This window comes from Mycobacterium sp. SMC-16, assembly GCF_046250085.1.
GTDB classification, from domain to species: Bacteria; Actinomycetota; Actinomycetes; order Mycobacteriales; family Mycobacteriaceae; genus Mycobacterium; species Mycobacterium phocaicum.
Map to the genome: position 1 here is coordinate 2,597,558 of NZ_CP176427.1, position 18,296 is coordinate 2,615,853.

Annotated in this window: 17 protein-coding genes and 1 tRNA gene; 10 read left to right on the forward strand and 8 right to left on the reverse strand. The window is 66.8% G+C overall.

Features of this window, described 5'->3' with window-relative positions; translation table 11 throughout:
- The first annotated feature begins 199 nt into the window (after positions 1 to 199).
- The 3 genes from uvrB to ACJEIK_RS12560 are packed head-to-tail and all read left to right on the forward strand — an operon-like array spanning position 200 to position 4,764.
- Entirely contained in the window at positions 200 to 2,371 is a 2,172-nt protein-coding gene (gene uvrB, locus ACJEIK_RS12550; protein ID WP_138249705.1) for an excinuclease ABC subunit UvrB, read from the forward strand.
- A 45-nt stretch (positions 2,372 to 2,416) separates the two neighbouring features.
- Positions 2,417 to 3,817, forward strand: a complete 1,401-nt coding sequence (locus ACJEIK_RS12555) for an MFS transporter (protein ID WP_409431540.1) — start codon at positions 2,417 to 2,419, stop codon at positions 3,815 to 3,817.
- 44 nt (positions 3,818 to 3,861) lie between these two features.
- Positions 3,862 to 4,764, forward strand: a complete 903-nt coding sequence (locus tag ACJEIK_RS12560) for an alpha/beta hydrolase (RefSeq protein ID WP_409431541.1) — start codon at positions 3,862 to 3,864, stop codon at positions 4,762 to 4,764.
- Here the strand turns inward: ACJEIK_RS12560 and ACJEIK_RS12565 are convergent.
- A complete protein-coding gene (locus tag ACJEIK_RS12565) occupies positions 4,761 to 5,492 on the reverse strand; it encodes an MgtC/SapB family protein (RefSeq protein WP_061006759.1) in 732 nt (243 codons plus the stop codon). The genes ACJEIK_RS12560 and ACJEIK_RS12565 overlap by 4 nt on opposite strands.
- A gap of 82 nt (positions 5,493 to 5,574) precedes the next feature.
- Here ACJEIK_RS12565 and ACJEIK_RS12570 point away from each other — a divergent pair, with 82 nt between their 5' ends.
- Positions 5,575 to 5,841: a DUF899 family protein gene (locus tag ACJEIK_RS12570; RefSeq protein ID WP_409431542.1), complete on the forward strand. Its 267-nt coding sequence runs from the start codon at positions 5,575 to 5,577 to the stop codon at positions 5,839 to 5,841.
- Here ACJEIK_RS12570 and ACJEIK_RS12575 read toward each other — a convergent pair.
- A protein-coding gene (locus ACJEIK_RS12575) for an IS3 family transposase (RefSeq protein WP_099156389.1) occupies positions 5,810 to 6,972 on the reverse strand; the annotation gives its coding sequence in 2 pieces (ribosomal slippage) (positions 5,810 to 6,685 and positions 6,688 to 6,972; 1,161 coding nt in all). The two genes, ACJEIK_RS12570 and ACJEIK_RS12575, sit on opposite strands and share 32 nt — an antisense overlap.
- Before the next feature lie 71 nt (positions 6,973 to 7,043).
- Here ACJEIK_RS12575 and ACJEIK_RS12580 point away from each other — a divergent pair.
- The gene (locus tag ACJEIK_RS12580) at positions 7,044 to 7,613 is read left to right on the forward strand and encodes a DUF899 family protein (RefSeq protein ID WP_409431543.1); all 570 of its coding nucleotides are present in this window, start codon (positions 7,044 to 7,046) and stop codon (positions 7,611 to 7,613) included.
- A 60-nt stretch (positions 7,614 to 7,673) separates the two neighbouring features.
- Positions 7,674 to 7,747: transfer RNA gene (locus ACJEIK_RS12585), tRNA-Cys, on the forward strand.
- Between the two features lie 39 nt (positions 7,748 to 7,786).
- On the opposite strand, the gene ACJEIK_RS12590 is transcribed toward ACJEIK_RS12585, so the two are convergent.
- From ACJEIK_RS12590 to ACJEIK_RS12600, 3 genes are all read right to left on the reverse strand, one after another.
- Positions 7,787 to 7,954: an ANTAR domain-containing protein gene (locus ACJEIK_RS12590; RefSeq protein ID WP_234785534.1), complete on the reverse strand. Its 168-nt coding sequence runs from the start codon at positions 7,952 to 7,954 to the stop codon at positions 7,787 to 7,789.
- 78 nt (positions 7,955 to 8,032) lie between these two features.
- Positions 8,033 to 8,425, reverse strand: a complete 393-nt coding sequence (locus ACJEIK_RS12595) for a GAF domain-containing protein (protein ID WP_234785535.1) — start codon at positions 8,423 to 8,425, stop codon at positions 8,033 to 8,035.
- Between the two features lie 344 nt (positions 8,426 to 8,769).
- A complete protein-coding gene (locus ACJEIK_RS12600) occupies positions 8,770 to 10,650 on the reverse strand; it encodes a DUF222 domain-containing protein (RefSeq protein ID WP_409431544.1) in 1,881 nt (626 codons plus the stop codon).
- 103 nt (positions 10,651 to 10,753) lie between these two features.
- On the opposite strand from ACJEIK_RS12600, the gene ACJEIK_RS12605 reads away from it, so the two are divergent.
- The 3 genes from ACJEIK_RS12605 (at position 10,754) to ACJEIK_RS12615 (ending at position 13,160) form a co-directional block, all read left to right on the forward strand.
- Positions 10,754 to 11,614, forward strand: coding sequence for an acyl-CoA thioesterase (locus ACJEIK_RS12605; protein WP_133428190.1), 861 nt, complete (start codon positions 10,754 to 10,756; stop codon positions 11,612 to 11,614).
- A 240-nt stretch (positions 11,615 to 11,854) separates the two neighbouring features.
- The gene (locus tag ACJEIK_RS12610) at positions 11,855 to 12,298 is read left to right on the forward strand and encodes a universal stress protein (protein ID WP_020103294.1); all 444 of its coding nucleotides are present in this window, start codon (positions 11,855 to 11,857) and stop codon (positions 12,296 to 12,298) included.
- Positions 12,299 to 12,371: 73 nt separating this feature from the next.
- The gene (locus ACJEIK_RS12615) at positions 12,372 to 13,160 is read left to right on the forward strand and encodes a MarP family serine protease (RefSeq protein WP_234880697.1); all 789 of its coding nucleotides are present in this window, start codon (positions 12,372 to 12,374) and stop codon (positions 13,158 to 13,160) included.
- A 12-nt stretch (positions 13,161 to 13,172) separates the two neighbouring features.
- Here the strand turns inward: ACJEIK_RS12615 and ACJEIK_RS12620 are convergent, their stop codons facing one another.
- Entirely contained in the window at positions 13,173 to 13,847 is a 675-nt protein-coding gene (locus ACJEIK_RS12620) for an MBL fold metallo-hydrolase (protein ID WP_133428191.1), read from the reverse strand.
- An 86-nt stretch (positions 13,848 to 13,933) separates the two neighbouring features.
- Here ACJEIK_RS12620 and uvrA point away from each other — a divergent pair, with 86 nt between their 5' ends.
- Positions 13,934 to 16,834, forward strand: coding sequence for an excinuclease ABC subunit UvrA (uvrA, locus tag ACJEIK_RS12625; RefSeq protein ID WP_409431545.1), 2,901 nt, complete (start codon positions 13,934 to 13,936; stop codon positions 16,832 to 16,834).
- Here the strand turns inward: uvrA and ACJEIK_RS12630 are convergent.
- Both ACJEIK_RS12630 and ACJEIK_RS12635 read right to left on the reverse strand, forming a co-directional pair.
- Positions 16,831 to 18,006, reverse strand: a complete 1,176-nt coding sequence (locus ACJEIK_RS12630; protein WP_409431546.1) for a winged helix DNA-binding domain-containing protein — start codon at positions 18,004 to 18,006, stop codon at positions 16,831 to 16,833. The two genes, uvrA and ACJEIK_RS12630, sit on opposite strands and share 4 nt — an antisense overlap.
- Position 18,007: 1 nt before the next feature.
- On the reverse strand, positions 18,008 to 18,292 hold the full coding sequence (locus ACJEIK_RS12635; RefSeq protein WP_409431547.1) for a PspA/IM30 family protein: 285 nt from the start codon (positions 18,290 to 18,292) through the stop codon (positions 18,008 to 18,010).
- Positions 18,293 to 18,296 lie beyond the last annotated feature (4 nt).

The following is an 18,296-nucleotide window of genomic DNA, read 5'->3' on the forward strand; positions in this document are numbered from 1 at the left end:
CAAGACATTGATGAGGAACGGCCAGGCTCCTGATTAAGTCATGTCCGTCCTGTCCGGTGTGAACAAGACGCGCACCACACGGGCCGGGCAAATCAGGTTAAAGACAACCCAGTAGGGCGTCAGTCAGTGCCAGAGCCACGACCCGCGCGGTAACGCTCTTCCATCATCAATGTCGGTGCCCGCCTCTACCCTGGTACTCATGGCCTTCGCGACCGAATACCCCGTCCTCGCGCACTCGGAATACCGGCCGGTCGACGCCATGGTGCGGGCCGGCGGGCGCTTCGAAGTGGTCAGTCAGTACGAACCGGCGGGTGACCAGCCGGCAGCCATCGACGAACTCGAGCGCCGGATCTCCGCCGGCGAGCGCGACGTGGTGCTGCTCGGTGCCACCGGCACCGGCAAGTCCGCGACCACCGCCTGGCTCATCGAGCGGCTGCAGCGCCCCACCCTGGTGATGGCGCCCAACAAGACGCTGGCCGCCCAGCTCGCCAACGAGCTGCGGGAGATGTTGCCGCACAACGCCGTCGAGTACTTCGTCTCGTACTACGACTACTACCAGCCCGAGGCGTACATCGCCCAGACCGACACCTACATCGAGAAGGACAGCTCGATCAACGACGACGTCGAGCGGCTGCGGCACTCGGCGACGTCGAGCCTGCTGTCACGCCGCGACGTCGTGGTGGTGGCCTCGGTGTCCTGCATCTACGGCCTGGGTACCCCGCAGTCGTACATGGACCGCTCCGTCGAGCTCAAGGTCGGCGACGACGTGCCGCGCGACGGGCTGCTGCGCCTGCTGGTCGACATCCAGTACAACCGCAACGACGTGGCGTTCACCCGCGGCTCGTTCCGGGTGCGCGGCGACACCGTCGAGATCATCCCGTCCTACGAGGAACTGGCGGTGCGCATCGAGTTCTTCGGTGACGAGGTCGAGGCGCTCTACTACCTGCACCCGCTGACCGGCGACGTGGTGCGCAAGGTCGACTCGTTGCGCATCTTCCCGGCCACCCACTATGTGGCGGGTCCCGAGCGCATGGCCATGGCCATCTCGACCATCGAGCAGGAGCTGGAGGAGCGGCTCGCCCAGCTGGAAGGCCAGGGCAAGCTGCTGGAGGCGCAGCGGCTGCGGATGCGCACCAACTACGACGTCGAGATGATGAAGCAGGTCGGGTTCTGCTCGGGCATCGAGAACTACTCGCGGCACATCGACGGCCGTGCCGCCGGTTCGGCACCGGCGACGCTGCTGGACTACTTCCCCGAGGACTTCCTGCTGGTCATCGACGAATCCCACGTGACGGTGCCGCAGATCGGCGCCATGTACGAGGGCGACATGTCCCGCAAGCGCAACCTCGTCGACTTCGGGTTCCGGTTGCCGTCGGCAGTCGACAACCGGCCGCTGACCTGGGAGGAGTTCGCCGACCGCATCGGTCAGACGGTCTACCTGTCGGCGACGCCCGGTTCCTACGAGATGGCGCAGTCCGGCGGCGAGTTCGTCGAGCAGGTCATCCGGCCCACGGGCCTGGTCGACCCCCAGATCGTCGTCAAACCGACCAAGGGCCAGATCGACGACCTCATCGGGGAAATCCGCAAACGCACCGAGCGCGACGAGCGCGTGCTGGTCACCACGCTGACCAAGAAGATGGCCGAGGACCTCACCGACTATCTGCTGGAAACCGGCATCAGGGTGCGCTACCTGCACTCCGAGGTCGACACGCTGCGCCGCGTGGAGCTGCTACGCCAGTTGCGGCTCGGTGACTACGACGTCCTGGTCGGCATCAACCTGCTGCGTGAGGGCCTGGACCTGCCCGAGGTGTCGCTGGTGGCGATCCTCGACGCCGACAAAGAGGGCTTCCTGCGCTCGACGCGAAGCCTGATCCAGACCATCGGTCGCGCGGCGCGCAACGTGTCCGGCGAGGTGCACATGTACGCCGACAAGATCACCGACTCCATGCAGGCGGCCATCGAGGAGACCGAGCGTCGCCGCGCCAAGCAGATCGCCTACAACGAGGAGAATGGGATCGACCCGCAGCCGCTGCGGAAGAAGATCGCCGACATCCTCGACCAGGTGTACCGCGAGGCCGCTGATACGGAGGATGCCACCGAGTCCGTTCCGGTTGGCGGTTCGGGCCGCAATGCCTCCCGCGGTCGCCGGGCACAGGGCGAGCCGGGGCGCGCGGTCAGCGCCGGCATCGTCGAGGGCCGCGACACGGCGAACATGCCGCGTGCCGAGTTGGCGGACCTGATCAAGGACCTCACCGCGCAGATGATGAACGCGGCCCGGGACCTGCAGTTCGAGCTCGCCGCCCGCATTCGTGACGAGGTGGCCGACTTGAAGAAGGAGCTGCGCGGGATGGATGCGGCCGGGTTGAAATGAGCGGTCCTTGACCTCAACCGCGGTTGAGCCCCTAGCGTCGCGGACGTGACCGACATGCGCGCCGAGACCGTGACGATCGGCAGCTGGCGGGAACTGCTGGGTCCCAGGTATCTGGGTGCGTCGACGGTGCTGGCCGGCGGCGTCGCGCTGTACGCGACCAACGAGTTCTTGACCATCAGCCTGCTGCCCAGTGCCGTCAACGACATCGGCGGCGGGCGGCTGTACGCGTGGGTCACGACGGTGTACCTGGTGGCATCGGTGATGGCGGCAACGACCGTCAGCGGCATGGTGGCCCGGTTCGGCCCGCGGCGTTCATATCTGTTGGGGTTCAGCGTTTTCGCGCTCGGCAGCTTCATGTGCGCGCTGGCGCCGACCATGGAGGTGATGCTCGCCGGCCGAGTGGTGCAGGGCGCCGCCGGTGGCATGCTGGCCGGGCTGGGGTATGCCGTGATCAATACGGCTCTGCCGCAATCGCTTTGGCCCAAGGCGTCGGCCCTGGTGTCGGCGATGTGGGGCGTCGGGACGCTGCTCGGGCCCTCGTCCGGTGGCTTGTTCGCGCAATTGGGCGTGTGGCGCTGGGCGTTCGGCGCGCTGGCGATCCTCACCGTCGCGGTGATGGTCCTGGTGCCGTTGAGCCTGCCGGGCAGGTCCGCTGATCGCGAACGCGAGCCGTTCCGGATTCCGGTGTGGTCGTTGATGATTCTCGGCTTCGCGGCCATGGCGATCAGCGTCGCGGGCATCCAGCGCAGCGTGCCGGTGATGGTCGTGCTGCTGGCTGCCGGCGTGGCGCTGGTCGGAGTCTTCATCGTCGTGGATCGCCGGATGCCGGTGAGCGTGCTGCCGCAGACCGCCTACGGGCCCGGCCCGTTCAAGTGGATCTACGTGACCCTGGGCGTATTGATGGCGGCCACCATGGCAGACATGTACGTGCCGCTGTACGGGCAGCGGCTGGCCGGTCTGGTGCCGTTGGCGGCGGGCTTTCTCGCGGTGGCGCTGAGCGTGGGCTGGACGGTGAGTGAGATCGTCAGTGCCTCGGTCACCACACCCGGCCGGACCGTGCGCATCGTGGCGGCGGCACCGCTGGTGATGGCGATCGGACTGGCCGCCGCGGCGCTGAGCCAGGTCGACGGGGCGTCGCCGGCGGTGGTCGCGGTCTGGGCGTTCTCGCTTCTGGTCACCGGCATCGGCGTCGGCATGGCGTGGCCCCACCTGTCGGTGTGGGCGATGGGCCGGGTCGACGATCCCGCGCAGGGCACGGTGGCCGCGGCGGCGATCAACACGGTGCAGCTGATCTGTGGGGCGTTCGGCGCCGGCCTGGCCGGCATCGTCGTCAACACGGTCGATCGGCCCGATGCCGTCGGGGCCAGTTGGTTGTTCGCCGTCTTCGCCGGGCTCGCGGCACTCGGTGGCGTGGCGTCGTTCCGGGCCGGTAAGGGCGTGGGTTAGTCGCGTTCGACGGCTTCGGGTCCGGCGTCGGTACAGTCGGTTTCGTGTCAATCCTTGCCAGGCCCGTCGTCGCTGACGCTGTCGCACGGCTGTTCTCGTCGACCATCAATCCCGCGCCGAAACCGGGCGTTCGATTTCCTGAAATCCCCGGCAACACAACGCCGGTGGTGATTCCGACCCGGCACGGCGACACGGCGGCAACGGTGTACTGGCCAGAGCCGAGTGGCCAGGCGGCAGGCGTCTACGTGAACGTCCATGGTGGTGGCTTCGTCGTCGGCCACCGTGAACAGGACGATCCCTGGTGCCGTTTCCTTGCCGCGCACGCGAATGTGGTTGTGGTGAATACGGATTACGTGCTGGCGCCGGGACACCGGTTTCCGACGCCCGTCGAGCAGGTGTACGACGTTCTGGTCTGGGCATCGGCTGCCGTACGCGAGTGGGACGGCAGCAAGCTCTGCGTAGGAGGTCAGAGCGCGGGCGGCAGTCTGTCGGCGGCCGCGGCTCGGCTCGCGTCTGAGCAGGGCGGACCCGACCTCAAGCTGCAGATGTTGCACTATGCGCCACTGGATCTGGTGACGGCGAGCAAGGACAAACACTCTCCGTTGGGCGCCAAGGCAATCATGCGGCCGTGGATGAGCGAAGTGTTCGACACCGCGTACATCCCGGACCCCGCGCAGCGCCGCGATCGGCTGGCCTCGCCGGCCTGGGGCAACAACGCCGACGGCATCGGCGGCATCGCTCCCGCGTTGATCGTCACCGCTGAGTACGACCGGCTGCGCGATGAGGCATGGCGGTATGCCCAGAAACTGGACGCCGTCGGTGCCCTGGCGGAGTACCACGAGGTGCCCGGCGTCGACCACGGCTACAACATCATGAGTAACGCGACGGACGTCACGCGCGGCGTGTACGAGCTGATCGCCGGACACGTCAGCCGGGCGATCGGTTAATCGGGGTCTTCCTGCAGTTGGCGAATACCCGCCACGCCATCGATCAGAGCCAGCACCGACGCGGCCCGTAGGACGCCGGCGCCGCCGAGCGTCAGCTGCACCCCGACATGGCCGGGCGGTGCACCGAGCGGTTCCCCGGGCGGATCGGTTTCGAGGTCGGTGATCTGCCAATCGCGTCGGCCACACGCCTGCAACACATCCCGTAGGACGCCGCGGTCGTCGGCGTAGGTGATGTGCAGGCGGACCGACCCGCCCAAGCGCGAAGCCAGCCGTCGTGCCAGCGGCATGAAGCCCACGATGATCAGCAGGTGCATGGCGGTCATCACCGACGCGAGCAGCAACAGTCCGGCGCCGGCCGCCATGCCGATTGCCGCCGACTCCCACACCGACGCGGCGGTGGTCAGGCCGTGCACCGAGCCCCGGCGCACGATGATGATGCCCGCACCGAGGAAGCCGATGCCCGAGACGATCTGGGCCGCCACACGTGATGGGTCGACCACGACGAGGCCGGGGGTCAGCACGTCGCCGAACCCGTACTTGCTCACCAGCATGATCAAGGCGGCCGCAGTGCCGACGATCGTCTGCGTGCGCAGGCCAGCACTCTTGCCCTGAATTTCTCGTTCCAGTCCGATCAGTGCGGTCAGGCCGAACGCGACCACGAGTTCGATGATCTGTCGCGAGCCCTGCCCGGGCCCGCCGAAAAAGGCAGGATCTGCCAGCCACTCCATGAGGGACAAACTAACGCGCGCCGATGACTTTTGGCGGCAGTCGAAGTCTGTATTCGTATAGGCCGATTTGAGGAGTGATGCCATGTCCGCGCAACCAACCGCCTATCCCGATGTCGTCACGCGGGAGGAATGGACCGGGGCTCGCACGAAGCTGCTGGCCCGGGAACGGGAAGCGACGCACCTGCGCGACGCCGTGAACGCCGAACGCCGCCGGCTCCCGATGGTGAAGATCGAGAAGGACTACGTCTTCGACGGACCCGATGGCGCCGTCCGCCTGCTGGACATGGGTCTGCTGCACGATCAGGTGACAGTTTCGGTCACGCGGCCTGACTGGCCGGTGTGGTCATGATTGCTTCGAATTCGATCGGGGTCAACCGCCCGAGGCCGGACTGGCGGCGGCGCCGGTGGTAGGTGCGCTCGATCCAGGTGACGATCGCGATGCGGAGTTGTTCTCGGGTGTCCCAGCGGCGGCGGTCGAGCACGTTCTTCTGCAGCAGGCTAAAGAAGCTCTCCATGGCGGCGTTGTCGCCGGCGGCTCCGACACGGCCCATAGAGCCGACCATCTCGTGTTGATTCAAGGCGTGTACGAATTTCCTTGACCGGAACTGAGATCCGCGATCCGAGTGCAGAATGCACCCCGCGACATCTCCGCGTCGGGCTACCGCGCTGTGTAGTGCCCGGATGGCCAGTTGTGACTTCATTCGGGAGTCGATGCTGTAGCCGACGATCCGGTTGGAGAACACGTCCTTAATCGCACAGAGGTAGAGCTTGCCCTCACCGGTGCGGTGCTCAGTGATGTCACTGAGCCACAACTGATTTGGCCCTTCAGCGGTGAAGTCACGCTCGACAAGATCGTCGTGCACCGGCGGCCCGACTTTGCCGTTCTTGCCGCGTTTCTTACCAAACACGCTCCACAGTCGATTCTGCGAGCAGATCCGCCATGCGGTGCGCTCGGCCATCGGCTCGCCGGCATCGCGCGCCTCCTCCACGAGGTAGCGGTAGCCGAACTCCGGATCGTCTGCGTGCGCGTCGAACAGCGCATTGGCGCGGTAGGCCTCGATGAGTTCGGCCTCGGTGATGGGGTCGGCCAGCCAGCGGTAATACGGTTGGCGGGAGAGCTTGAGTACCCGGCACGTCACCGCGACGGGGATCCCGTCGGCGGCGAGCTCTTTCACGAGCGGGTAGACCCTTTTCCCGGCAGATTGGCCTGCGATAAATACGCTGCGGCCCGACGCAGCACCTCGTTCTCTTGCTCTAGCAGTTTGATCCGCCGTCGGGCTTCGCGCAGCTCACCGGACTCGCTGGCGCTCTTGCCGGGCTTGGTGCCTTCGTCGATGTCGGCCTGACGGAGCCATTTCTGCAGCGTCATCGGGTGCACTCCGAAATCGGTGGCGATCTGCTCGATCGTTACACCGTCATCGCGGTTGCGAGCGACCCGGACGACGTCGTCGCGGAACTCGCGGGGGTAGGGCCTTGCCATGGGGACATCCTTCCAGCCCGCCCATGCTGGGCAAGCCAACTCAGATGTCACCTATTCGTGCAGCAGACCCCATGTTCGAAGGTCGCAGGCAGCTCTACATCCACCACTTCATGTGGATCGACGCGATCGATGCCGGCTGCCCGAGTTGTACCGCCGCTGCTGACCTCACCTTCACCGAAGGGGATCGAAAGCTGTTGCACGGCAAGGGCGTCACGTTCGCGTGCGTGTCCCGGGCGCCGTACGCGAGCATCGCCCGGTACCGCGATCAGCATGGCTGGACGTTTCGGTGGTATTCATCGCGCGATGGTGACTTCACCTACGACTTCCATGTGACGCTCGACCCGGCGCGGGCGCCGATCGAATACAACTACAAATCGCTCGACGAGCTGTACGCCGACGGCTGGACCGACGACGACCTGCGCGGAGACTGGCCCGGCGCCAGCGTTTTCCTGCGCCACGGCGACGAGGTGTTCCACACATACTCGGCGTACGCGCGGGGACTCGACCATTCGGCGGTCGGCTATCCGTTCCTGGACCTGACGCCGTACGGACGTCAGGAGCCGTGGGAAGACTCGCCGGCCGGCTGGCCGCAGGGCGGTCCCGTGGTGGGCAGGCCTGTCGGTGATTGCTGCGAGGGGTAGCAATCACCGCGATCCCAACCCTGGGCGGCCGGAGCCTTGACTGGCACTGTGGTCATCAGTGCGGGTGTGGCTGAGTGGCTAGGCACCGGCCTGCAAAGCCGTTCACACGGGTTCGAATCCCGTCACTCGCTCCACTGATAGAAGCTCGGCAGGTGTCATCATCTGCCGAGCTTCTATTTCGGTGGGTGCTCCTCGAAGATGAGTTTGCGCGCGACCTCATACAAAGGAATGTTCAGCTCCTGCGACAATTTCGTCAGCATCGTGAAGGCCGCGCCCACCGGGACATTGAACCGTTCCATCAGGATGCCCTTGGCCTGGCCGATGATGTCCCGCGACGCCAACGCACTTTGGAGTTCGTCGCCGCGGCGTGCGTTGGCGAGCCCGATAGCGGCGTGAGCGGCCAGCGTCAGGGCGGTCTCCTAGACGTCATGGGTGAAGACGTCGGCGTCTTCGGAGTACAAGTTGAGCGTGCCGAGCTCGTTTTCATTGGTGTACAGCTGAATGGACAGACTCGAGCGCACCGGCGTCTGGGCGAGCAACGCGGCCACGAAGGCCGGCCAGCGCGTTTCGGCCGCGTAGTCCGCGACCCGAACGGTGTACAGGTTCCAGATCGACTCCAGGCAGGGTCCTTCGCCAAGTTCGTCCTGCAGCCTGTCGACCGCTCTGGGGATCGGACCGGTCGCCGCAACCGACTCAACTGTTCGGCGGCGACGGTTGACAACCAGTGTCACTCCGCCATGAGTGACCTTGGGGAGCAGTTGGGTCGCAGTTTCGGTCACCTCGAGCAACAGGCGGTCGGAATCGAGGTCCATGGCCTGTTGACTCTGCAAGGTTCGCGCCAACCGCGACAGTTCGGACGAAATTCCGCCTGCGACTTCAGTTTCGGCTTCCATTACACCGCCTCCAAGTCCTGTGCCGGTTCAGCATCAAAATCAACTGTGCTCAACAAGGTCCTGACGTGCAGTGTAGCTACCAGTAACAGGGGTACGCTCCGGCTAGCGATGGAGAAGGCAAGGTTGTCTGCATTCTTCCGCGCGAGGTGGTCAGCGGTGGCAACTTCGGTGTTGAGAAGCCAGCATGGAGCCGCTGATCCCCGTTTTGACTTACGCGTGAATACCCCCGAAAGTCTTGTTTTTCCAGGGTATTCACGTGCCGCTCAGAGCGGCGGTGGGATGTCGCTGTCTGCAGGCGGGCGCTCGGCCTTCTCCTGCGATTGCTGTTGTTCTTCGGCTTGGCGGGCGGCTTCCCGTTCTTCTCGTTCTTTGCGTTGGCGGGCGAAGGCTTCCCGGGCGGCCTCTTGTGCGTCGATGTCGGCCTGGTCTTGCGCGCGGGTGCGGCGGCGGATGGGCATCATGATGCTCCGGCCGGGGGCCGTGGTGGTGTCCAGATCGACGGTCTCTGGTGGTGGATTGGGCAGTGGCGTGTCGGTGATGGTGCGGGGGAACAGGATTCGGCTTTCGGGCACGCTGATGTAGGTGTGCCCGGTCGGTGCGGTCCACACGATGGTGCCGTCGGGTTGTTGACGGTCCTGCCAGCCGTCGGGGCCGCCGTAGAAGGTTTTCAGTAGGTGGTGTTTGCGGCATTTGGGGTTGAGGTTGCCCGGATGGGTGGGACCGGCCGGCCACGGAATCGTGTGGTCGATATCGGAGGCGGTGGCCGGGTGATCGCAGCCTGGGAACATGCACGTCATCGCCCGCATCCGCACGAACTCATCCATCGCGGCCGACGGCCGGTATCGCGGCACCTCATCCAAATCGGCGGCGGAGGCGACGGTGCGAACCTTCGCACCCCGGGCGACAAGGTCCGCCAGCACTGCCGGCGGCACCACGCCGCCGCCGAGGACATAACCGACCGGTGTGCGCACCGGAGCCGGAGGCTTGACGGCAGTGGCCACCGAAGGTGACGAGACCGGTGCCGGGCATGACTCTGGTGCCGGGCCGGCCGTTTGCGTGGGTGCGGTCTCGCTTGCCGGGTCGGCCGCAGCAGGCGCCACCGTTTCGGCGGGCCGCGAATCGGCCACCGGCGCCGGCTCGGACATCGGCGTGGGCGTCGGCGCCGTGTCGTTCGCCGGCTCGGCTGCTGGCGCAGGTTCAGGTGCGACGACCGGCTCGGGCGCGGCCTGGGGCTCGGACGTGAAGACCGGCTCCGGCGCAGACCGGGCCGGCGTGGGCACCAGCGGCGCGGCCGGGTCCCCACTGAGCAGCGGATCCGCCACCGGCGCCGGCAGCCCATTGGTCAGCACATGAATCATCACCGCCGCGGCCCGGGCATCGGGCCCGGCGGCCGGGCAGTCGGGATTGCCGCATTGGCAGGCCAGCCGATCCCCGCGGGCCGCCAGGACTCCCAGGGCGTCGGCGCGGCGCTGCCCGAAGGTGCGCGGATCCTGGTCGCACACTTGCCGGGCCATCTCGGTCAACACCCGATCCAGCAGTTCGGCATCGGTGGCCAGGAGTGCGCCCCAGATGGAGGCCACCCCGGTCTCGTCGTCCGGTTTGCCGACCCCGACGCCACGGCGGCGGGCTGCTGAGCGGACTTTCAGGACTGCGGCCGGGTCGAACTTCTGCACCCAGCCGTCGATCTTCTTCTCGATCTTCTTGCGGGACAACCCCGCCCACTCACACAGCGCTCCCGCGAGCGCGGCGTCGATCACAGCCAGGGTGTTGGCGTCCTCCACCAGGCGGGTGCGCCAGCAGATCGCCCCGGCCGTCCGCGCTGACACCCCGCCGTCGGCGAACACCGCCGCCACCCGAGGTAGCCGGAACCGCAACGCCACCGCGATCGACAACTGCCCCGATGCCTCGCGCTTCCCGAGACCGAGGGCGGCTCCGACTTCGGCGACCGCGGCGTCCCAGCCATCGCAGGCCCACCACTGCCGGCCATCCTGGTCATCGACCCGCAGAGCCACCAGGTCCGCGATGGCTCGGAACTTCCCGCACTCGGCGACGTTCGACACCCGCGCGAAATGGATCATCAAGTCGACCACGCCGGCATCGTGGACCGGCACACCGCCGGCCCCAATACCAGAATGTTCGAACATGTGTTCGAGTCTACCCACCCTTCTGCGGCACCGCAACAGAATTCGCGGAACCTGTGGATAACTCGCAGAGGGCGCCGATGGGCGTCTGAACCCCTCGGGCAAGATGCCTCAGGTGACGTACAGTTCGCCGACTCTGTCTGATCTCGTGAGCACGCTGCTGGTGGATCAGACCGATGACCACCACTTCGTGGCCACTCAGCTCGACAATCCCAGCCACCACATCGTCGGCGGTCATCTCGCCGGTCAGGTGCTGGTGGCCGCGAGTCGGACCGCGCCGGGACGCAGCGCGCACAGCCTGCACGTCTACTACCTGCGTGCCGGTGATGCCCGTAAGCCGGTCGAGGTCCAGGTCGACGCCGCACGTGACGGCGGCACGCTCGCGACGCGCCGCATCACCGCCCGCCAGGACGGCGAGATCCTGCTCGAGGCGCTGGCGTCGTTCAGTACCCCGGTCGACGCGCTCGACTATCAGGCAACCATTCCTGATGTGCCAGAACCGCTTTCGGTACCGACCATGGCCGAGCAGCTTGCCGACTACGCCGACGAATCGGGCGGCTTCTGGGTTCGCGACCAGCCGTTCGAGCTTCGGTACATCGATCCGCACCCGCGGCTGGCCAAGGATTCGCCGGCTTCGGCGCCGCATCTGCGCATGTGGTGGCGCCCCACCGACACCATCCCCGACGACCCGGCCCTGCACGCCGGTCTGCTGACGTACCTGACCGGCACCACCATGCTGGAGGCGGCGATGATCCCGCGGGGCGCGCTGCCGGCCCACACCTTCTCGGCGCTGATCGACCACGCGCTGTGGTTTCACCGGCCGGTGGATCTGAGTGATTGGGTGTTGTCCGACCAGACCTCGCCGAGCGGCATCGGGGGTCGTGGATTGGCCAGCGGGACGATGTACAACCGCGCCGGGCAATTGGTGTGCGTTGCCACGCAGGAGTTGTATTTCGGTCGTGGCTAACGATCTCGGGTCGGAAGCGTTCCACCTCACGGGACGAAACACCCACTCGTTTGGTCACTATCGGCAAGCCTCCTGCGGCGGCTGCCGCTAACATCGGTGCCGGTAAAGCACATTTTTCACGGTGTCCCCGGCGAACTTGTGTGGTGAAACCGCACCAATGGCCACGATTGAGCGGCTACTGTCTGCGGGGATGCCGGACAGAACGCCGGATACACAAACCTGCATAACGGGAGGCCATTGATGAGCGGCTACCAGACCGTGGTCGTCGGTACGGACGGATCGGATTCGTCACTGCGCGCTGTGGAGCGCGCTGCCCAGATCGCCGCGGGGGCCAATGCGAAGTTGGTCGTGGCAACCGCCTATTTCCCGCACGCCGATGATCAGCGTGCGGCCGATGTCCTGAAAGACGAGGGCTACAAGGTCCACGGCGACGCGCCGATCTACGCGATCCTGCGTGAGGCACGCGACCGTGCCGAGGCGGCAGGCGCCACCCAGGTGGAAGAGAAGGCTATCGTCGGCGCTCCCGTCGACGCGCTCGTCGACCTGGCCGAGAATTCCAACGCCGACCTGCTGGTCGTCGGCAACGTCGGTCTGAGCACCATCGCCGGCCGCCTGCTGGGCTCGGTGCCCGCCAACGTGGCCCGGCGCGCCAAGGTCGACGTGCTGATCGTCCACACTTCGTAAGGTTCGTATCTTCCTGAGGCCCTCGGCATACTGCCGGGGGCCTCAGTTTTTTCGTGCCCGTAAGGTTCGGGCCATGGCTCGAAGAAGTCTCGTCCGCGCGTCATGGGTGACGTTGTCATTGGCCGCCACACTGATCGCCGGCTGCGCGGGCCAGAACCAGCCCGCCGCACCTGCGACGACATCCGCGATCGCGTCGGAGACCGAATCGACGATCCCGTCCGTCGCCCCTCCTGACCCCAACGTGGCCGGCAACCCGGCGGTGACTGCCGCGCGAGCGAGCGTGGTGCGTGTTCACGGCGTCGCCCACAGCTGCCGAAAGCGGTTGGAGGGCACCGGATTTGTGGTGGGACCGAAGCGCGTGATGACGACGGCGCACGGCGTCGCAGGGACCGACGAGGTGTCGGTCGAGGTCGACGGGACCAAGTACAACGGCCAGGTGGTGTCGTTCGACCCGAACATGGACATCTCGATTCTCGCGATCCCGGACCTGCCGACGGCTCCGTTGATGTTCTCCGAAGCGCCTGCCGTCAGCGGTGCCGACGCGGCCGCACTCGGGTTCCCGCACGGGGGTGCGTACGAAGCGAAACCGGTGCGGGTCCGCGAGGTCATCAAGCTCCAGGGGCCGGACATCTTCCGCACCGGCACGGTGACCCGAGAGGTGTACGCCCTCAGAGGTGGTGTGCAGCAAGGGAATTCCGGCGGCCCGATCGTCGACCTGGACGGTCGGGTGCGCGGTGTCGTCTTCGGGGCGGCCCAGGACGACCCCGACACCAGTTTCGCGTTGACCGCGAAGGAAGTAGGACCGCAGCTGGCGCTGGTCGGCAACACCCAACAGGTGCCGACGGGTCAGTGCGTGGGCTGACGGGCCGACCGGCTACCAGCCGCGCGCCCGCCACTCCTCCAGGTGTGGCCGTTCGGTGCCGAGTGTGGTGTCGTCACCGTGGCCGGGGTAGATGACCGTCGAATCGGGGTAGACGTCGAATACCTTGCGGGTGACATCGCCGAGCAGTCGCTCGAAGTCGCCTTCCTGCCAGGTCTTGCCGACGCCACCGGGAAACAGGCAGTCACCGGTGAAGAGGTGGGTGACCTCACCGTCGGCGCCGCGCAGCGCCAGCGCCACTGAACCCTCGGTGTGACCCTGCAGGTGGATGACGTCGAACGTCAGGTCGCCGACCGTGATGGTGTCGCCGTCGGCGAGGATCCGGTCGGGCTTCACGGGCAGCGGCTCGGCGTCCAGCGCGTGCGCTGCGGTGGGCGCACCTGTGGCCTCGGCCACTTCCGCCAGGGCCTGCCAGTGGTCGAAGTGCTGGTGGCTGGTGACGATGAGTTCGACGTCCGGCGCCTGCGACCTGATCAGCTCGACGAGCGCCGGACCGTCGTTCGCGGCGTCGATGAGCAGGGTTTTTCCGGTCGCGGAACACGTGATGAGGTACGCGTTGTTGTCCATGGGCCCGACCGATGTTTTGACGATCGTCGCGGCGGGAAGGGTGCGACGTGCCGCGGTGCCCGCATCGACGTGGCCGGTATACGTGTCATTCACGACTGTCATGACGCCACCGTATCCGGACTTGTCGGTGGGGACACATAGCATGGCGCTGTGGTGTCTGGATTGCCCAGACCGGTGAAGGGATACGTGTGTCAGACCGTCTGATCGTCAAAGGTGCGCGCGAGCACAACCTGCGGGGAATCGACCTTGACCTGCCCAGAGACTCGCTGATCGTGTTCACGGGCCTGTCGGGTTCGGGTAAGAGCTCGCTGGCGTTCGACACCATCTTCGCCGAGGGGCAGCGCCGCTATGTCGAGTCGCTGTCGGCGTACGCCCGTCAGTTCCTGGGCCAGATGGACAAGCCGGACGTGGACTTCATCGAGGGCCTGTCGCCGGCGGTGTCCATCGACCAGAAGTCGACCAACCGGAACCCGCGCTCGACGGTCGGCACCATCACCGAGGTCTACGACTACCTGCGTCTGCTGTATGCGCGCGCCGGCACGCCGCACTGCCCGGTGTGTGGTGAGCGCATCGCGCGGCAGACGCCGCAGCAGATCGTCGACCAGGTGCTCGCCATGGACGAGGGCATCCGGTTCCAGGTGCTCGCGCCCGTGGTCCGCACCCGCAAGGGTGAGTTCGTCGACCTCTTCGACAAGCTCAACGGCCAGGGCTACAGCCGCGTCCGGGTCGACGGCGTCGTGCACTCGCTGACCGATCCGCCGAAGCTCAAGAAGCAGGAGAAGCATGACATCGAGGTGGTCGTCGACCGCCTGACCGTCAAGGCCAGCGCCAAGCAGCGTCTGACCGATTCGGTCGAGACCGCGCTGGGCCTCGCCGACGGCATCGTCGTCCTCGAGTTCGTCGACCGCGACGACAACCACCCGCAGCGCGAGCAGCGCTTCTCCGAGAAGCTGGCCTGCCCCAACGCGCACCCGCTGGCCGTCGACGACCTCGAGCCGCGGTCGTTCTCGTTCAACTCGCCGTACGGCGCCTGCCCGGAGTGCACCGGTCTGGGCATCAAGAAGGAAGTCGACCCCGAGCTCGTCGTACCGGACCCGGAGCTGACGCTCGCCGAGGGCGCGGTGGCGCCGTGGTCCATGGGTCACAACTCCGACTACTTCACGCGCATGATGGCCGGGCTCGGCGAGGAGCTTGGCTTCGACATCGACACCCCGTGGAAGAAGCTTCCGGCCAAGGCGCGCAAGGCGATTCTGGAAGGTTCCGACCACCAGGTGCACGTCCGGTACAAGAACCGGTACGGCCGCACGCGTTCCTATTACGCCGACTTCGAAGGCGTGCTGGCGTTCCTGCAGCGCCGCATGGAGCAGACCGAATCCGAGCAGATGAAGGAGCGCTACGAGGGCTTCATGCGGGACATCCCGTGCCCCGAGTGCGCCGGCACCCGCCTCAAGCCGGAGATTCTGGCCGTGACCCTGTCCGCGGATGACGACGCGAAATCCATTGCGCAGGTGTGTGATCTGTCCATCTCGGACTGCTCGACGTTCCTCAATGCGCTGACCCTCGGTACGCGCGAGCAGGCCATCGCCGGCCAGGTGCTCAAAGAGGTGCAGTCGCGGTTGGGCTTCCTGCTCGACGTCGGCCTCGACTACCTGACCCTGTCCCGGGCCGCGGGCACACTGTCCGGCGGTGAGGCACAGCGCATCCGGCTCGCCACCCAGATCGGTTCGGGCCTGGTCGGTGTTCTCTACGTGCTCGACGAGCCGTCCATCGGCCTGCACCAGCGCGACAACCGCCGGCTCATCGACACCCTGGTCCGGTTGCGCGACCTCGGCAACACGCTGATCGTCGTCGAGCACGACCTCGACACCATCGCGCACGCCGACTGGGTCGTCGACATCGGTCCCGCGGCGGGTGAGCACGGTGGCCAGATCGTGCACAGCGGCACCTACAAGGACCTGCTGAAGAACACGAAATCGCTTACCGGCGCCTATCTTTCGGGCCGGGAAGAGATCGAGGTCCCGGCCATCCGCCGACCCGTCGATCGCAAGCGGCAGATCACCGTCGTCGGCGCGCGCGAGCACAACCTCAAAGAGGTCGACGTGGCGTTCCCGCTGGGTGTGCTGACGTCGGTCACCGGGGTCTCGGGTTCGGGCAAGTCGACGCTGGTCAACGACATCCTCGCGACCGTCATGGCCAACAAGCTCAACGGCGCCCGCCAGGTGCCGGGTCGGCACACCCGGATCAACGGTCTCGACCAGTTGGACAAGCTGGTACGGGTCGACCAGTCGCCGATCGGCCGCACCCCGCGATCGAACCCGGCGACCTACACCGGTGTGTTCGACAAGATCCGCACGCTGTTCGCGGCCACGACCGAGGCAAAGGTTCGCGGCTACCAGCCCGGCCGATTCTCGTTCAACGTCAAAGGTGGCCGCTGCGAGGCGTGTTCGGGTGACGGCACCATCAAGATCGAGATGAACTTCCTGCCGGACGTGTACGTGCCGTGCGAGGTGTGCCAGGGCGCCCGGTACAACCGGGAGACCCTGGAGGTGCACTACAAGGGCAAGACCATCTCCGAGGTCCTCGACATGCCCATCGAGGAGGCCACCGAGTTCTTCGAGCCCATCAGCTCGATCCACCGGTACCTCAAGACGCTCGTCGACGTGGGCCTGGGCTACGTGCGGTTGGGCCAGCCCGCCCCGACGTTGTCCGGTGGTGAGGCGCAGCGCGTGAAGCTGGCCGCCGAACTGCAGAAGCGCTCCACCGGGCGCACCGTCTACATCCTCGATGAGCCCACCACCGGCCTGCATTTCGAGGACATCCGCAAGCTGCTCAAGGTGATCAACGGCCTGGTAGACAAGGGCAACACGGTGATCGTCATCGAGCACAACCTCGACGTCATCAAGACCTCGGACTGGATCGTGGACATGGGCCCCGAAGGTGGCGCCGGCGGCGGCACCGTCGTGGTGTCCGGCACCCCGGAAGACGTCGCGGCGACACCGGACAGCTACACCGGGCAGTTCCTCGCCGAGTTGCTGCCGACTGTCGTGCCGGATCCGCCGAAGACCAAGCGGCGCAAGGTGAGTGCCTAGCGAGACAGGGCGACGCTCAGCGGTGACGGGAAGCGCGGCTTGACGCGCACCCCGTCGAGCCAGTCGGTCAGCTCGGAAGCCTTGCGCTGCAGGACCTTCCGGGCGGGCGCGCCGACGTCTTCGACGAACTCCAGCTGCACCCGGCCAGCCACGTCCTGACCCCAGGCGCCGACGACGCGACCGTCCCACCACACCGTGGGGCCGGCATTGCCGGAACGGTCGAACAATTGGCCCGCATGCGGGCCGAGGTACCAGGACCGGGCCTGCCAACCCATGACGGTCGGGTCCAGCCCGGGCAGTAGTGCGCCCCAGGACGGAACCGGGGGAGTGGCGGCGAGATCGTCGGGCAGGGCGAACCCGATGTCGTCGCAGCCTTCCAGCGCGACCTCGACGGCATCGATGGCGTGTAGCCCCTCGCGGGCCCACGACAGCGTCTGGCCGAACCACCATTTGATATCGGCGGCGGTGGCCGGGCCGAAGGTGCGCAGCCAGGCCGTCAGTACTGCCACGCGGGCTTCGTCGGCCGGAAGGGCAGCGGCCCCATCCGGCAGCCAGTGCGACGCCGAGGACCACAGTGGCCGCGACGTCGTCCACATGCCGTCGTTGGGACCGCGCAGGATGTGCCCCTGCGCGGACAGCACGGTCATCACCCGTGGCGCGACGGGAGTGGTTCCGCCCCAGGTCTTTCCGGGTGCCGGATTCCAGCTGCCCGCCAGCTCGGGCAACGCGGCCCGGAGCGCACCGGTGCCGGCCGTCAAACCTGCTTCCAGGTGCCCACGCACCGCAGCCGCGGCGCGCTCCAGCCACGCCTCGCCGTCGGCCGCGATACCGGCTTTCTCGACATCGCCGATCAGCCGCTTGCGTTCGGTGGCCGCCACGCGATCGCTCGCGGCGGCCTGGACCGCGGGCAGGTCTGCGGTGTGCACCACCCACAGCGTCCGGCGCATCGCCATGTGCTTGACCAGGTGCCTGTCCTGGTACAGCGCGGCATCGAGATCGGTGACGGCGAAACCGGGCAGCCGCGCCCACAGCGACAGGTACGGGGTGGCGGGATCGGTGCCGTGCAGACCGACCAGTGCCCGGGTCACCTCGGCGGGACTCGCCGCCGCAGCGCTCAAAAAATGACGTTGCGCCAAGCGATTGCGGCGCTCGGCAATCGTGAAGGTACGCAAGTCAGTCGTCGTGCATCGAGCGACGAATCTGCTCGAGGCGTTCGGCGGCAGCCTTCTGGCGCGCTTCGTACTGTTCCTCGACCGACCGGCCCTCCGGGGTGTCCGCGGCCAGCTCGGCCGAGCCGATCGCGGTGCCGTACCGATTCTCGATCTTGTCGCGCACCGACTCGAAGGTCGGGACCCCGTCGGGGGTGTAGCCGGGATCGACGGGCGGCGACACCGGCAACGGTGCGGGCGCCGGATCCAATGGCACGATCTCGGCGTCGATGGGCTCGTTTTCGGCCATGGCT

What these genes read in the sequence shown, in the direction of transcription:
- uvrB (WP_138249705.1), top strand. Translation starts at nt 200, where the DNA reads ATGGCCTTCGCGACCGAATACCCCGTCCTCGCGCACTCGGAATACCGG.
- ACJEIK_RS12565 (WP_061006759.1), bottom strand. Translation starts at nt 5,492, where the DNA reads ATGGAGTGGCTGGCAGATCCTGCCTTTTTCGGCGGGCCCGGGCAGGGC.
- ACJEIK_RS12570 (WP_409431542.1), top strand. Translation starts at nt 5,575, where the DNA reads ATGTCCGCGCAACCAACCGCCTATCCCGATGTCGTCACGCGGGAGGAA.
- ACJEIK_RS12580 (WP_409431543.1), top strand. Translation starts at nt 7,044, where the DNA reads ATGTTCGAAGGTCGCAGGCAGCTCTACATCCACCACTTCATGTGGATC.
- ACJEIK_RS12595 (WP_234785535.1), bottom strand. Translation starts at nt 8,425, where the DNA reads ATGGACCTCGATTCCGACCGCCTGTTGCTCGAGGTGACCGAAACTGCG.
- ACJEIK_RS12600 (WP_409431544.1), bottom strand. Translation starts at nt 10,650, where the DNA reads ATGTTCGAACATTCTGGTATTGGGGCCGGCGGTGTGCCGGTCCACGAT.
- ACJEIK_RS12605 (WP_133428190.1), top strand. Translation starts at nt 10,754, where the DNA reads ATGCCTCAGGTGACGTACAGTTCGCCGACTCTGTCTGATCTCGTGAGC.
- ACJEIK_RS12610 (WP_020103294.1), top strand. Translation starts at nt 11,855, where the DNA reads ATGAGCGGCTACCAGACCGTGGTCGTCGGTACGGACGGATCGGATTCG.
- ACJEIK_RS12615 (WP_234880697.1), top strand. Translation starts at nt 12,372, where the DNA reads ATGGCTCGAAGAAGTCTCGTCCGCGCGTCATGGGTGACGTTGTCATTG.
- ACJEIK_RS12620 (WP_133428191.1), bottom strand. Translation starts at nt 13,847, where the DNA reads ATGACAGTCGTGAATGACACGTATACCGGCCACGTCGATGCGGGCACC.
- ACJEIK_RS12635 (WP_409431547.1), bottom strand. Translation starts at nt 18,292, where the DNA reads ATGGCCGAAAACGAGCCCATCGACGCCGAGATCGTGCCATTGGATCCG.